12 protein-coding genes and 2 pseudogenes are annotated in these 14,322 nt (G+C 61.0%); 5 read left to right on the forward strand and 9 right to left on the reverse strand.

From position 1 onward, the window contains the following. From AAFP35_RS17965 to AAFP35_RS17995, 7 genes are all read right to left on the reverse strand, one after another. Nucleotides 1-885 carry an enoyl-CoA hydratase/isomerase family protein gene (locus AAFP35_RS17965; RefSeq protein ID WP_419223002.1) on the reverse strand — a complete coding sequence of 295 codons (885 nt, stop codon included), beginning with the start codon at nt 883-885 and terminating at the stop codon, nt 1-3. Next, a complete protein-coding gene (locus AAFP35_RS17970; RefSeq protein WP_419223003.1) occupies nt 882-2,027 on the reverse strand; it encodes a CoA transferase in 1,146 nt (381 codons plus the stop codon). The genes AAFP35_RS17965 and AAFP35_RS17970 overlap by 4 nt, the downstream gene beginning before the upstream one ends. After that, nucleotides 2,024-3,181, reverse strand: a complete 1,158-nt coding sequence (locus tag AAFP35_RS17975) for a CaiB/BaiF CoA transferase family protein (RefSeq protein WP_419223004.1) — start codon at nt 3,179-3,181, stop codon at nt 2,024-2,026. The genes AAFP35_RS17970 and AAFP35_RS17975 overlap by 4 nt, the downstream gene beginning before the upstream one ends. A gap of 1 nt (nt 3,182) precedes the next feature. Then, nucleotides 3,183-3,974, reverse strand: a complete 792-nt coding sequence (locus AAFP35_RS17980; protein ID WP_419223005.1) for an SDR family NAD(P)-dependent oxidoreductase — start codon at nt 3,972-3,974, stop codon at nt 3,183-3,185. Between the two features lie 74 nt (nt 3,975-4,048). Continuing rightward, on the reverse strand, nt 4,049-4,387 hold the full coding sequence (locus tag AAFP35_RS17985; RefSeq protein ID WP_419223006.1) for a 2Fe-2S iron-sulfur cluster-binding protein: 339 nt from the start codon (nt 4,385-4,387) through the stop codon (nt 4,049-4,051). A 17-nt stretch (nt 4,388-4,404) separates the two neighbouring features. Then, on the reverse strand, nt 4,405-5,682 hold the full coding sequence (locus tag AAFP35_RS17990; RefSeq protein ID WP_419223007.1) for an NAD(P)/FAD-dependent oxidoreductase: 1,278 nt from the start codon (nt 5,680-5,682) through the stop codon (nt 4,405-4,407). Nucleotides 5,683-5,819: 137 nt separating this feature from the next. Continuing rightward, the gene (locus AAFP35_RS17995) at nt 5,820-6,473 is read right to left on the reverse strand and encodes a PaaI family thioesterase (protein WP_419223008.1); all 654 of its coding nucleotides are present in this window, start codon (nt 6,471-6,473) and stop codon (nt 5,820-5,822) included. A gap of 155 nt (nt 6,474-6,628) precedes the next feature. On the opposite strand from AAFP35_RS17995, the gene AAFP35_RS18000 reads away from it, so the two are divergent. The 3 genes from AAFP35_RS18000 (at nt 6,629) to AAFP35_RS18010 (ending at nt 10,678) form a co-directional block, all read left to right on the forward strand. Continuing rightward, complete coding sequence (locus AAFP35_RS18000) at nt 6,629-7,744, forward strand: acyl-CoA dehydrogenase family protein (protein WP_419223009.1); 1,116 nt, start codon at nt 6,629-6,631, stop codon at nt 7,742-7,744. A 73-nt stretch (nt 7,745-7,817) separates the two neighbouring features. Further along, nucleotides 7,818-8,717, forward strand: coding sequence for a methylisocitrate lyase (gene prpB, locus AAFP35_RS18005; protein ID WP_419223010.1), 900 nt, complete (start codon nt 7,818-7,820; stop codon nt 8,715-8,717). A 1,124-nt stretch (nt 8,718-9,841) separates the two neighbouring features. Next, nucleotides 9,842-10,678 carry a DUF6602 domain-containing protein gene (locus AAFP35_RS18010; protein ID WP_419223011.1) on the forward strand — a complete coding sequence of 279 codons (837 nt, stop codon included), beginning with the start codon at nt 9,842-9,844 and terminating at the stop codon, nt 10,676-10,678. A gap of 497 nt (nt 10,679-11,175) precedes the next feature. Here the strand turns inward: AAFP35_RS18010 and AAFP35_RS18015 are convergent, their stop codons facing one another. Together AAFP35_RS18015 and AAFP35_RS18020 are read right to left on the reverse strand one after the other, a co-directional pair. Beyond that, nucleotides 11,176-12,321, reverse strand: a complete 1,146-nt coding sequence (locus AAFP35_RS18015) for an ImmA/IrrE family metallo-endopeptidase (RefSeq protein ID WP_419223012.1) — start codon at nt 12,319-12,321, stop codon at nt 11,176-11,178. A gap of 303 nt (nt 12,322-12,624) precedes the next feature. Then, nucleotides 12,625-12,809: pseudogene (locus AAFP35_RS18020) on the reverse strand (integrase core domain-containing protein); the annotation flags it as partial. A 181-nt stretch (nt 12,810-12,990) separates the two neighbouring features. Here AAFP35_RS18020 and AAFP35_RS18025 point away from each other — a divergent pair. Next, a pseudogene (locus AAFP35_RS18025) lies at nt 12,991-13,393 on the forward strand (transposase); the annotation flags it as partial. Nucleotides 13,394-13,703: 310 nt separating this feature from the next. Then, entirely contained in the window at nt 13,704-14,162 is a 459-nt protein-coding gene (locus AAFP35_RS18030; RefSeq protein WP_419223013.1) for a hypothetical protein, read from the forward strand. Nucleotides 14,163-14,322: the final 160 nt, after the last annotated feature.

Consider the following 14,322-nt stretch of genomic DNA (forward strand, 5'->3'; position numbering starts at 1 on the left):
TCAGGTGGGATCCGCGTCCTCGAAGGACGCGTCGCGGTTCTGGTAGGCGGCTTTGGTCCCGCGGTCGCGACGCTCTCGGAAGAAGTTGAACTCGCCGGGTTCGAAGTGCAACAGGGTTCCCAGTGTGTGACCGACAGCGCCGCGGTAGAACTGTTGCGTCCCGCCGAGCGAATCGATGGCCATGTTGTGAATTGCCTTGCCTGTGACGAGGGCGTCCTTGGGGTTGCGCGCTACCCGCTCAGCCCACGTTTCCGTCGTGGCTTCCAGATCCTCTAGCGGCACCGAGGCGTTGGCCAATCCCATCCGCAACGCGTCCTGTCCATTGAATTCGGAACCCAACAGCAGCATTTCGCGTACCTTCTTGGGCCCGTAGGTGAGGATCTGCATGTTGAGGTGCCAGGTGTTGCCGGCAAATCCGAGACGTTGCTCGGCATGGCTGAAACGCGCATCGTTGGCGCAAATCACCATGTCGACCAGCTCGGTGAGGTACATCCCGAACCCGACTGCAGAGCCCTGGACCTGTGCGATGACAGGTTTCTGCGAGTACTGGAAGGCCAGGTACTCTTCCGCCAGACGCCGATCGATGGTCAATCGTTCTCGGACGCTCATCTTGTGGGGGCGCCCGTTCTTGTCCTTCTTGTCGAGTCCGTAGGACCGAACGACATCGTCGAAATCGTGGCCGGCACAGAAGGACTTCCCGAGGCCCTTGAGGATGATGACCTTGATGTCGTCGTCCTCTTCGAGCTGATGTAGGCAACTCTTCAGGTACTGGGCGTCATCGAATGTCAAGGCGTTGCTCTTGTTCGGCCGATTGAGCACCAGCCGTCCGATTGCGTCGTTGCGTTCCACCAGGACCGCAGGATGATCCGGGTCGTTCAAGCTCATCGTGCCACCACCGTCGTGTCGTGGTTCCGGCGGTTTGCGCCGGCGATATCTCCCACGACCTCGGTCAACGCTCGAGGTCGATGTTGCGTCAGCCGACGCTCCGGGCTGGCCCACGGTCGTCCCGGGGCAACAACCTCGCGCCCGCTTTCGGTCACGATGGTGTCGAAAAACCGCCTGTGCTCGCGCAGTTGAGGATCTTCGGCAACCTCCGGGATCGTCTTAACGGGTGCGATCGGAATCGCATACTTCTGTGCCAGGTCCAGCAATTCCGATCGAGTGCGCTCCATCAGCCAGGGCTCGATCAGCGCGTCCACCTCGTCCGGATACTCCATGGCGATGGCGTAGAGGTTGCTGTAGCGATCAGAGCGCGACCACTCCGGGTTACCCATCATCTCCAGCAGGCTCGCCCATTCGCGTTCGGCTCGGCAGATCATGGCGACATAGCCGTCCTTGCACGGGAACAGCCCGAATGGGTAGCGGCCTCCCGAGCCCGGTGCACGCCGACCATCACGTCGCAGCGGGATCTCGTAGTAGTTCGCGACCGCCCCATAGATGCGAACATAGGAAGCGAGCAGGTCAACACCGGAGATCTCGATGAGGCGGCCGTGCCCGGTGGTGGTAGCAACGTAAAGCGCAGTTGCGGCTGCTGCTGCGCCGTGCAGGCCCAGCTGCAGCGAGCCCATACCGTGGGGCAGGGACAGCGGTTCGCGATCCGGGTGGCCGACCATGTGCATCAGGCCACTTTGAGCCTGCATGGTCAGCTCTTCGGCAGGGCCGCCGGACTGATCCCAGCCTACGAAGGTGAGGGCAATGTAGCTGAGCCGCGGCCAACGTCTCCGGAGCGTGTCCGCATCGAGCCCACGGTCCTTGAGCTCCTGCGTCGGCAGGTCGGTGATTACGGCATCGGCTTGGGAGAGCAGCTCCTCGACCAGCACCGCGTCATCTAGTCGGTCCCAGGTGACGACGTCCTTGGCCGGGTCCAGAAAGGTGCGCGCATGGGATCCGAGATTCTCTAGGCGTTGTGCGTCCTGCAACGCCACCACGTGCGCTCCGGCGTCGGAGAGGGCTTTGCCGGCATTTGCTGCCGCTCTGCTTCGCCCGATTTCCACCACTAGGTATCCATCAAGTAGTTTGTTCGTCACTTCAATACACCTTGGTTTTCCAGTTCGGTAAGGTTCGCCGTGTCGGCATAGCGGCCCAGAATTTTTGAGTTCCCTGCGCCGATCATTGGCGCGGGTCGGCGGACCCGCGGCACAGTTCCTTCGACCCGCCAGGGGACGCTGGTGATCGTCAATGTGCCGATTGCTGGATGGGGATGCTCGACAGTTTGGGTGTATCCGCGCTCGGCGAACCGTTCATCGGCGACAACCTGCTCCGGTGTCAGCACGGCGGCGGCTTCGATCCCCTTCTCGCGCAGAGTCTTCAACAGATCAGCGCGGTCGGGGCGCGAATCGGGCTGGGCGGCCCCCGCCGGCGTTTCGCGGGCCGCAAGCCAGGTGTCGCGCTCGGACGCGTGTGCGAGTGACCAGCGAGTTCCGTTCGGATCCTGGTTACCCACCGGCCCAGGGATGGCGCCGGTGAGCTGCTGTTCCACGAAGACCTCACCGGCCAGGGTGGAAACGGCCTCGATCTGCGACAAGTCGATGTGAGTGCCCTGACCTGTCGTCTCCCGGCCTGCGAGAGCGGCCATGACGAGAAAGACCCCGTTGAAACTGCAGTTCAGGTCCGCCAATGCCAGGGCCGAGCACCCCATGACCTGGCCGTCCTCGTAGCCGATCAGGCCTTCGATGCCGGCCAGCGCGGTCATCACGGGTGCGTACGAACGCTGGGTGCGCAGAGGGCCGGTTTGGCCGTAGCCGCTGGCGGAGAAGATGATCAGTCGAGGAAACCGTTCACGTAATTGCTCGATGGGTAGGCCAAGCCGGTCGAGCCAGCCTGGCACGAAGTTCTCGATGAAAACATCTGCATCGCTGAGCAACTCGAGGAACAGTCGCCGTCCCTCGTCGGTCTTCATGTTCAGGGTGACGCTCTCCTTGCTCGCACTTGCCTCATGGAGCAGCTGAAACGCCTCGTGCGCGGGATAGCCTTCGGGGTCAGTCGGTCGGGGGACGCGGGCACGGTTCACGTCGACCTTGGCGCGTGACTCGACCTTCACGACCTCTGCACCCATCTCGGCCAGTACACGTCCAATCAGAGGTGCGGATACCGCGGTCGTGATCTCGACGATCTTCACCCCGTCCAGGATGGTTACGTCCCCGACGGCCGGAGTTGCTCCGTGCGGACTGGTGATGTTCATTTCAGATCCTCGTTTCGGCGGTGTCGCCCAGGGAAGTGGATTCGTAGACGCCGCCGCTGTAGTCGCCAGCCGTGGCGATGCACAGTCGTACCGCCGCCTGGGCCATAAGCTGCGGATTCTCCGCGTCCGGGTCGTCTTCCTTCATGACGCCATGAAAGACGAGCCCGGGAGTGGGGACGATGCCCCCGGGGCGCAGTGCGGTCACAGACACGCCATGGCCGAAGGCCTCGGCTGCCAGGCCGCTCGTCATACGCTCCAGCGCAGATTTGCACATGCCATAGACAGTGGTAGTGCCCTTGGCATTGAATCTGTCTGGTGGGATGGCTGGTTTCTCGGCCTCGACGGAGGTGATGTTGAGTATCCATCCGGCGCCGCGGTCCTTCATGCTGGGTAGCACCAGTTGACTCAGGTGCAACGGCGCCATTACCTGCACTTCCCACATCAGCTGGATCCGGGACTGCGACAGTTGGCTACCAGGAACGAAGAAGGTGACCGCGGCATTGTTGACCAAGATGTCCACGTGCCCGAATCGATCCGTCGCTGCCGTAATGATGCGCTCACGATCCTGGTGGTTGGTCAGGTCGGCCGCAACCGCAAGTGCGTCACCTCCGGCGTCGCGTATCGCGGCGACCGTCTCGTCAAGGGTCCCGGGAAGCTTGCCTCGCGCGTCGTCTGTGGATCGCGCCGTCACCACCACGTTCGCCCCTTCACGGGCCAGCGCCTCCGCTACGGCGGCGCCGATTCCTCGACTTGCGCCGGTGACGACCGCCACCCTGCCGTCTAACTGTCCCACGCTGATACAGCTCCTCGTTCTTTGTCGTGCACTCCGCTTCGGGTCCGCCTGGTCAGGGCGGGATGTTGTGGGTGTCAGTCCTCTTCCGGAGCGAGGACGACATTGAGTTCGTTCAGTTCGCCGGATCGGCCCACCTGACACGCCAGACGAGACCGATTGGGGTCGTAAGCGTCTGCGTCTTCAAGGAGCTCGAGTTCGTCATCACTGCGTTCTCCGAGCCGGTCGACGACCTGCTCGGGCAGGTACACGTGGCAGGTGGCGCAGGATGCGGTGCCGCCGCAGGAAGCAAGGATCGGAAAATCATTGTCCCGCAATGCCTCCATAAGCGACTGGCCTTCTTCCCAGTCCACCCTTCGGGGGATTCCGTCTCGGTCGGTTACCGTGATTCCGATGGCGGTGTCGGTGTCAGACATAGCTCTTGGTGCTCCTTTCAGGCTTCGCGCGCGGTGGTGAGTCCCCTGGCGGCGTCGGACAATTTGACCGACGGGTCCGCCGCGCGTTCGGGGTCGATGAGGGCTCCCGAATTGATGAGCTTCTTGGCCGGGTTGAAGTCTCGCAGGGTTCCGACTGTGTCGATCGCGGCCAGCCTGCCGGCGCGCAGATACAGGATGGAGAATTGATCGCCCTCGGATGATCCGCGGAGGACGATCGTGTCGTCGGGGTGGCGCAGGCCGGCGGTCTGCAGACGCACGCCGTGTTGGACTGTCCAGAACCAGGGCACCTCGCGCCTTGGCATGGCCAGACCCATGATGTGGTTCGCGGCGTTGGTTGCCTGGGCCACAGCATTTTGGATGCTTTCCAGACGCCTATTGACTCCGTCGTCGATGAGACGGGTGGCGTCGCCGGCCGCGTAGATGTGCGGATCGTTGGTGCGGCTGTTGTGGTCTACGACGATACCGTCTTCGACGCGCACTCCGGATTCGTCGGCCAGCTCCTGGAGGGGTCTCACCCCAATTCCGACGACGACGACGTCCGCGGGGTGGACGGACCCGTCCGCGGTGACAACTTCCCGCACTCTGTCCTGACCTCGGATCTCTGTGACAGCAGCTCCGAAGACCAGCCGCGAGCCTTTGGAGTTGTGGAGTCGTTCGAAGTGTCGGGAGACCACCTCGCACGTGACGCGGCTCATCACCCGGTTCTCAAACTCGAGGACCGTGGTTTCGCAGCCTCTTGATGCGGCCGCTGCCGCGACTTCGAGTCCGATGTACCCGGCACCGATAACTACCACCTGGGCGCCGGGCGTAAGTGCGGCTCTCACAGCCGAGGCGTTTTCGTGCGTCTTGAGTTCGTGGACACCATCCAGGTCGCTCCCTGGCACGGTGAGTGGACGCGGGGTTGACCCGAGGGCCAAGATGAGTTTGGAGTAGTCGTGTCGAGAGCCGTCCTCGAGTAGGACAGATCGTCGATCGCGAGCGATGGCTCGAATACAGCCTCTCACTCGGTCGATACCCTTGTCCTCGAAGTAGCTGGCCTTGCGCAGCAGCACCGCCGCGTCGGGAGATCCATCTTTGAGGAAGTCCTTCGACAGTGGCGGCCGCTCGTAGGGAGCATCGGCATCCGGGGCGATCATCACAATGCGCCCGGTCCAGCCGAGCTCACGAAGTCGAACGGCTGCTTGCACGCCTGCATGTCCGGCGCCACCGATGATGATGGTGTCTGCGGTCACAGCGCCTCCGGTGTTTAAGGTCGATGGACAGATGGTCGACACGCCTGGCGTGTATTGCTTCTGCGCCAAGCGATTTCGCGCCTGGCCTGTAGTGCAGGTCAGAACATCGTCACAGATATGACCTGCGCCACAACGACGGTTTTCATTCAGCGAAACTTGCGGTGATGCTCAATTCGATGTCAGGGATGCTCAACCCGAGGTCGAGGCGCAATCCACAGGCCGGATGCATGCGCACACACCAACCCGTCGGCAAGGATCTCTCCCTCTGCATAGGTCTTGCGGCCATCAACCGAGGTCACACGGCCACGCACCGCCAGGGGCACGGCAAGCGGAACCGGGCGCTCGTAGGAGACAGTCAGCTCGCGAGTGAAGCTCATGCCGCCGCTTGCCGTACGGACCGCGTGCCACAACGTCTCGTCCAACAGGACGGATACGAATCCGCCGTGGAGAGTCTTCGGGGGACCCTGGAATTGGATGGGCAAAGTGACAGAAAACTCCGATTCGGCGCCGGACTTGATGAGAGTCATTGGAGGAGCGATCGGGTTGCGGGCACTCAAGACCGGGTTCGTCAGATTTCTCAGTCTGCCTTTGCGGTCTCTGTACGGCGCCGCCACGGGCTGCTTCCCATCCACGGACTCAGCCCCATCGACGAGCGTCCGCAGAACGTCCGCTTCGACTCGAAGCCGGTCGAGGAGGCCTTCGCCCGTACTTTCCAGCAACGCGCTCGACAGCCGCCGACTCCATTCGGCGACGTCCTCCGCGATAACCCCTATCCGAGCGGATTCATCCTCCTCCACTTCGCCGGAGGGAGGGGGCGTGTATTGGTAAGTCACAGGCAGCTCTTTCCATTGGTTTGACCATTTAGTCATAGCGCATGCACATCCGATCCGTCCAGAGGTCGACAACAGCAAGCGCAACCTGCATAATGGTCAAACCAATAGATCAGGCGATTGAGCGCATTGGCGTTTCTCTCGAAGGAGCTAGCACAGTGGCAAAGATTTTCAGCGACGAACAGTCCGAACTACGCAGCACGGTGCGAGCCTTCTGCGCTAACCACTTCTCTGAGGAGGCCGTCCGTCGCGACATCAAATCCGAATCTGGATTCGAGTCGAACGCATGGAACCGGATGGCAACCGAACTCGGTCTGCAAGGCATCGCCCTGCCCGAGCAGTACGGTGGAGCCGGTGGTGGTCAAGTCGAACTGTCCATAGTGATAGAGGAATTGGGGCGCAACTTGGCGCCAGTCCCATTCCTTCCCGCCGTCGCGATGGCAGCCAATCTCGTCCTGGCGACGGACGACGAGCCTGCACGGGAGCGCCTGTTACCAGGCATCGCAGACGGCTCGCGGATCGCCACCGTCGCCCATCGCGAAACAACGCCCGGCATGTCGACCGCCGAGATTACGACCGCCGCGACGCGTGAGGGTCTCACGTGGCGCCTGTCGGGCGAAAAGGCCCACGTGGTAGCCGCCAACCAATCCTCGACATTGCTGGTCACCGCCCTGACAGCAGAAGGCCTATCCCTGTTCGAAATCGATTCTGATGCACCTGGGGTGACAACCACACCGATGCAGACGCTGGATCTCACGCGACGCCAAGCGATTGTAGAGTTCGACTCTGCCCCTGCGATTCTCATCGGCCAGGAGGGCGGCGCCGCGGAGTACGTCGACAAGATGGACCGACTCCTGTCCGCGGCCGTATGCGCCGAGAACGTGGGTGGCGCCCTGCGACTGTTGGAGGAAACCACCGGATACGCGCAGACTCGAGAGCAGTTTGGCCGCCCCATCGGTAGTTTCCAGGCCGTCAAGCAGAAGGCCGCCGGTATGCTTCTCAACGTCGAACTTTCCCGATCGGCCGCGTACCAGGTTGCCCTTGAGATCGACAACGCTGATGATGCCGCTGGGCTCGACGCTGCGATAGCTCACGCGCTGACCTCGGACGCCTATATCGCAACGGCGTACGATGCCATTCAGATCCACGGGGGCATTGGGTTCACTTGGGAACATATGGCACACCTGTACTTTCGGCGCGCAAAATCCAACGCAGCACTGTTCGGCACGCCGGACGAGCGTCGGGAACAGGCCGCACAGTTGATGGGCATCTGACCGCTGCGGACTCGGCCCAGCCCGGCGACGACCACTCAGCGCGCCCCGACCTCATACGGAAAAGGAACTACGCATGCTGTTCTCCAATCTCACTGCCGAGGCAAAACGCCTCTCGTTGCAGCGGATGCTAGCGTCGGGTGCTACCGCACGCTTCCCCGGCTCATTCACCCCCATCTCGACCAGGCTGATAGAGGAGCAAGGCTTCGAAGGGGTCTACATCTCGGGCGGTGTACTCGCCAATGAACTCGGATTTCCAGATATTGGGCTCACAGCCTTACCCGAGGTGGCTGGGCGCGCCGGGCAGATAGCCCGAATCACCGACCTTCCCGCGATTGTCGATGCGGACACCGGCTTCGGTGAACCGATGAACGTTGCTCGCACCATTCAGGAATTCGAGAACGCAGGCCTTGCCGGCTGCCACATCGAGGACCAGGTCAACCCGAAGCGCTGTGGCCATCTCGATGGCAAGTCCGTCGTCGATCTGCTCACTGCTACACAGCGCATACGCGCGGCCGTTCAAGCCCGTCGAGACCCCAACTTCCTGATCATGGCGCGTACAGACGTGCGGGGCGTCAACGGGATGGATGCGGCTGTCGACCGAGCAAAGGCGCTCGTCGACGCTGGCGCCGACGCCATCTTCCCAGAAGCAATGGCCGATCTCTCCGAGTTCGAAGCCATGCGGGCGGCCGTCGATGTACCCATCGTCGCAAATATGACCGAGTTCGGTAAGTCTGCGCTGTTCACAGTGGACCAACTGCAAACCACTGGCGTGAACATGGTTATCTACCCCGTGACGTTGCTGCGCGCCTCCCTCGGTGCCATGGAACGCACTCTGCAGACAATTCAGCGGAATGGCACTCAAGAGGAATCGGTTCCCGCAATGCTGACGCGTTCCAGGCTCTACGATCTTGTCGACTACGAGGGGTACAACAGATTTGACTCCACCGTTTTCAGGTTCGAAATCCCGGCTTGACCCCCGTAGATCTGGCTCACAGACCCATCACACCGCGACCCTGCCCCTGAGAGCCCCGCTCCAACCACTGGCCCGCACATCGGCCACCCACACACCAGCCGCCGACTCCTCGGCCGCCTGACGGCCAGACCCCTCAATCCGTCGAGATAGACTCGGAGATTCTGAAGTACGTCGAACTAGACTCGGATTTTCTGAACTAGACTCGGACGGCACAACAACACGTGTGCAATCCGAGTCAAACTCAGAATTTCGCCAATGACTTCGTCGAGCGTCGGTGCAGCGGGGGCGGTCAGTCGAACGCAGGACAAGCCCGTGAGCACGATGTCGGGTGGCGTAGTCGGCAATGCTAAGCGGGATTGCGGTCAGTGGCACCAGTGCACGAATGTCAGATGCAGAGGGGACTGCAACGCGGATGGGTGACAGTTTGATCTGCCCTCACCGTCCAGGTTCCAGACTCGATCGCTAACGGGAAGCCTCTACGAGACGCTCCCAGTCACGTCAGGTCCCTATCTAGCAGAGTCCCGCGCGCACGCCGTCGCACTGGTCCGTGCGGGAAAACAGGCCAAGCAGACCGCCGTTGACTTGGGGGTCGATCCATCCCGTGACCCTGTCGACGTGGATCGGTCAGGACAACATCGACCGCGGACTGCGACGGGGATCCCCACGAGCTAGTCGGCGGAGCTGCGCGCCCCACGGCGCCGTCTCCGCGAGCTCGAGCAGGAACTGGCGATCACGCGCCACGCAGCGAAGTCCTCGGCGAGGACAAGCCGGCCTCACAAAAGTCTGCACCCGGTGATCGACCGTCTCGTCGACAACGGGCACCTGTTGAGCGGTGCTGCTCGATTCTGGGCGTCATCCGGCAGAGCTACGACTAGTACAAGCGCGTCGTGGCAGCCGGTGGGGTAAGTCAAACTGTCACCTATCCGTACAGCAGACCCATTCGTACGCCACGCTAGAAGTGGTGCGTCTCAACGGATTGGTGCAGCAAAAACGAACAGCCACGCGGTCGTATTGGCAACGGGAGAGGTCCGGCTGCTCCGGCACCAAACGACCTGAGACAAGGTCAGACCACGATGCGTACACCCCATTCGCGCTCGTGGGGGTGTCCATGCCATGGTTTGTGAGTGGCGATCTTGGAAGAGTACTGGTCTGGCGTGCTTCGTCGGCTCCAGGCCGAGGTAGATACATTTAACCGGTTGATCGATCATCAGGGCGAAAAAGGGCGGGAAAACGAGGTCTCTCTGGCGCGCGTGCTGGAACGGCTGGTTCCTTCCAAGTACGGAATAGGATCGGGGCTCCTAATTGACTCTGAAGGGAGTTACTCGAAGCAGATGGATATCGTCGTCTACGATCACTCTGAAGAGCCAGCTCTACTTGCCCAGACCAACCAGGTACTATTTCCGGTGGAAAATGTCAGGCTCTGTATTGAAGTTAAAACGACTGCAGACAAGGAGGAGATAGAAGACGCCGTCAAGAAAATGGCCAGCGTACGTGACCTAAAGTCAACAGGTACACATCCATATTTCGCATTCGTTGGGTATCAGGCTTCACAGAAGGCCGCGACCATTGCTGGTCATTTGAAATCTGGCGATCAGGATAATCGTCTCGATTTCGCATGCATTCTCCAACTTGGAATGTTCGCTTCGAAAGAGAGGTTCGCGCGAGGCGTTCTTGAGGAAGAAGATGAGTATTTGGTTGGCGTGACCCTCATGCACGAAAGGTCGAACGGTGCCCGAATTCCGGGAAAATTCATGAAGCCTTCAGATAAAGACGTAACCGACATCGTTTATGACGGCCATCAATATCCGATTGTAGATATAGGCGAGGATTTCGTCTGTGAACCTTCACGGGCACTTCTACTATTTTGCGAATCTATGCTCAACGCCCTGCGGCTCGACGATCGCAGGTCGGTCATGTCCAACTACCTCACAGAGACCGGACGCGAACTTATGAGGCTATGACAGGTAGGAGCCAAGTCCGAGCCGCCCGAGCGCCTCTACCGCGTTGACTTGTTCCCACGAGGCCGCAACACAAAGCTGCTCCGTTGTGGGAGACAATGGACCCACTCCCTCATCCTCCGTCGCCACCACAAACTCCCTGTCTTTCGCTGCGTATTCACAAGCGAGGCGTGCGACATGGGAGTTGCTGGGTTCGTTGCCCGAGATGGAATTAAACCCCTCAGGGTACCCACATGCCTTCACCTGTGCCATCAAAGGCCTTTGATATTTGATGTCAGCCCTAAACGGTGTCAGCTTCCGGCCGAGCCCAGCAGCCCACGCAGCTACAGGCTCATCGCGGGCAGTAACTCCCAGGTCAAGAGCGACTTCACGGGGAAAGCACAGGAGGCAGCTCTCGACTCGATCTGTCAATTCACCAAAAAGGTCGATGGATCGATCCGTCGACGTCAGTCTCGGCATGATCTGCAATGCGCTAGCATCTGCAATCACTACAACTACTGTCACGTGTCGGCGCCGATCGCTGCAAGTCGTTGAACGTGAGCTAATTCTTTCTCAGAAACACTGAGAAGCTCAGATATTTGACGTCGTCGGAGTAGCCCCTTCTCTTCTGCCGAAAAAAGTGCACCGATGAATTCGTGACCATATTGGTCGACTCGGATAACCGGCCGAGTCCGGGGCGGCTGGCCCGGGGCCGCAAATCCGCCCTTCTTCTGGTCAACCTTCGCTTCTCGATCGACTTTTCGATAAAGACCTGGAACCCCGAGGCCTAGCTCCTCCAAACGAATGGCAGTGGCCCGCATGCTCACGCGGAAGCGATTCTTTATCGTTGTTATCTGCTTTAAGTCAGAAATAGGCTCAGAGCCGAACTTCGAATTCTTAAATTCGACGAATGATCGCCTTGGCATTAAGAGAGCTGATGCGACACTGTTGCAGAATCTTTCAAGGCCCTGCTTTGCCCCCTGAGTGCCGCAGACTGCGTCTTCGCCCAAGCACAGGTGAACGAGCTCGTGGGCATAAGAGAAGAGCCGTGCAGGATGTGGGTCGCGCGTATTCGCGGCCACCAGCGGCGCGTAAGAGTCGTGGAGACTGAACCCTCGGGAAACTCCCGCGTCGAGTGTGAGGTTGAGCGCAAGGATACCCTTGGCTTGCAGCGCGCTGCGAAAATCTTTGGCGACTGTTGCCTCCGTGGCATCAGTCTGGTGCTCGGTCGACCACCCGAGCCATTCGCGAAGGAGCTCAGCGACGCCCTCGACATTCTCATCAACTGACAGCCCTGGAAGCGCAACGGGGCCTTCGTCGCGCTTCCTAATCCATGCATGCGTCGTCTGGACTCGACGAGCAAGTTTGATACCTTCGATGGTTCTTGGACCAGGCCTATCGGTCGATCCCGCAAAACGCCTGAACTCTACGGGTGTTGGCTGTTGTTTAGGCGGCTCTTCCAGGAAGAAGAAGGACTCCGGACGCCCGAGCGCCTTGGCCAGCTTTTTGAGCTGCGTGGTATTCGGGGACGTGTCCTCATACATCCACGCCCGCAGCAGCGTTACGGCAACCTCCGCCCGGTCGGCAACCTCGCCTGGAGTTAGTTCGGTATCGCGAATAGCCCATTCCAGCACGGAGCCAGTTATTGGCGCGGGTTGGGCGGGCATGACCAGGACTCCCCTCGGACGCTGCGGCTCTGGGTAGGAACCCCAAGAATCTATCCCATATTACCGGTGAAAGGTATCGCGTCGGGATACCCCATGTGCCGTCCTCAAGGCTGTTTCCATGCAGCGTTCACCAATCTCTTGCCGCATTCGCACTGGATTGCCGCTGCCGGCGGTGACGGCTGCAAGCTTAAGCGACAGTCTGCCCCGGCCCGTTGCACCAGACTCCCAAGTCCGCGCCGGACGCGCGCCGACAATTCATACCTATGCCGTCACAGCGCCAGGAAGAGGCTGTTGGCCCGACTGCTAGCTGTACTGACCTGAGAGGTTGGGGACGCGGCTGGCTGGGGGTGTCCGCCGAGTGCGGTGTGACCACGGTGGTGATTGTAGGTGTGGAGCCAGTCGGTGAAGGCGTGGTTGCGTTCGGTGTCGCTGCGGTAGGTGCGGGCGTAGGCCCATTCGTCGACCAGGGTGCGGTGGAACCGTTCGATGCTCCTATGTTTGTCAAGCGGCTGTCGGAAGTTGCTGTGCAGCAACGCTCTCCGCGGGTTTGGGGAGGTTGGAGTAGATTTCGCGAGCGATGTAACGCTTGAGGCAACGGATGATTCTCGCGGGGGTGTCAGATGGTCTGTGTAAGTCCTGTGCTCATCAGTGAGAGGAAGATCTCAGGGCATGGTGTTAGACGACAAGCAGCAGGGAGACGTCGACCAGCAGTTGCCTGGGCTGGCCGAGCCGCGTTCGACTGCGGAGGTAGCCGAGGCGCTACAGGCCTCGGGCATGGTTGATGAGTTGTTGGCCCAGATTGATACCGGGCAGGTCCAGATCACCGGGGACGGTGGCCTGATCCCGGGTCTGCGTCATCTACCTCGACGCCCTGGTGGTGAAAGTCAAAGACGGCGCGCACGTCCGAAACAAACACGCCCACATCGCTATTGGCGTCGACATGACCGGTGTCAAGCATGTGTTGGGGATCTGGATTCAGGCCGAAGAAGGGGCGAAGTTCTGGGCCGGGGTGTGTGCGAATCTGGCCAACCGCGGCGTGCGCGACGTGCTCATCGTGTGCTGCGGCGGGCTGCTCCATCCACCTCCGCGGGGATCTCCGCGACGGCAGCAGTCTGTCCCAGTAGAGGCGACGGTGCGTGCCGGCGCGGTGCCCCGTGATCGGGACACCGCTCGAATATGTCGAACATCCGTGGCATCTTCGGCGCCCGTGGTTAGGGCCCGACGAAAAAAGTCGGGGCCGCACTCGCCAGGGGCGCAGCTGGCGGCCGACACCCGGACCTGACGAACGCGCATCCGATCGAGATCCGTAACCACTCGCCGCCGCCAGCATCTACCTGCGGGTATACTAGAATGTATCAGCTGAGGATTGGGAGGTGGCGACCATGCCGATCCCTGTCGATCATGACCACGAAGTGCAGCGACTCCTGCGTGCTGTCACGGCCAGGGCTGAACTTCATCGACTACAGAAACTGCGGGCGGTACTCGCGGCATCCAAAGAAGGGTGGTCGCAACGCGACATCGCTGCCTCGCTCGGTGTCACCCAGCCAGAAGTCAGTCGTTTGGCGAAAGCGGCACGGCTACAGCCCAATGTCGGGCATCGCACGCCTCGAGAGGTACTTCTCGAGCACGCCGTCGGCGAGGTGTCGCACGACGACATGATGCGCGAGCTTCTGGCCTGGGACTACACCTTCGGTGGCGCACCCACCGAAGATCCGGACGCCGATGCGTACGTGCGCGGAACGTGGGATCAGATCGAACGCGCCGGCGATCTCCTTGATGACGACGACTATCAGCAGCTCCTCGACGCGACCGCCCGCGACCGGGCGGCGAGCCGGCAGTAAGTGCACACCAAACCATTACGCGACCGGACCGCCGCCGCGCTGAACACCTTGTGCCAGCCACAGCGGCCACTACATGCCGGCGGGGACCGCGCCACATTTCGGGTCTATGCCGACAATGCCAGCCGTCGTCGAACCCATGACGCCATCGTCGAGGCGTATC

The sequence above is a fragment of the Gordonia sp. CPCC 206044 genome (assembly GCF_048537895.1).
GTDB lineage: Bacteria > Actinomycetota > Actinomycetes > Mycobacteriales > Mycobacteriaceae > Gordonia.

Excerpts from the sequence above, each read along its gene's own strand:
- AAFP35_RS17965 (WP_419223002.1), bottom strand. The coding sequence starts at position 885 with ATGAGCTTGAACGACCCGGATCATCCTGCGGTCCTGGTGGAACGCAAC.
- AAFP35_RS17975 (WP_419223004.1), bottom strand. The coding sequence starts at position 3,181 with ATGAACATCACCAGTCCGCACGGAGCAACTCCGGCCGTCGGGGACGTA.
- AAFP35_RS18030 (WP_419223013.1), top strand. The coding sequence starts at position 13,704 with ATGCCGATCCCTGTCGATCATGACCACGAAGTGCAGCGACTCCTGCGT.
- prpB (WP_419223010.1), top strand. The coding sequence starts at position 7,818 with ATGCTGTTCTCCAATCTCACTGCCGAGGCAAAACGCCTCTCGTTGCAG.
- AAFP35_RS17985 (WP_419223006.1), bottom strand. The coding sequence starts at position 4,387 with ATGTCTGACACCGACACCGCCATCGGAATCACGGTAACCGACCGAGAC.
- AAFP35_RS18015 (WP_419223012.1), bottom strand. The coding sequence starts at position 12,321 with ATGCCCGCCCAACCCGCGCCAATAACTGGCTCCGTGCTGGAATGGGCT.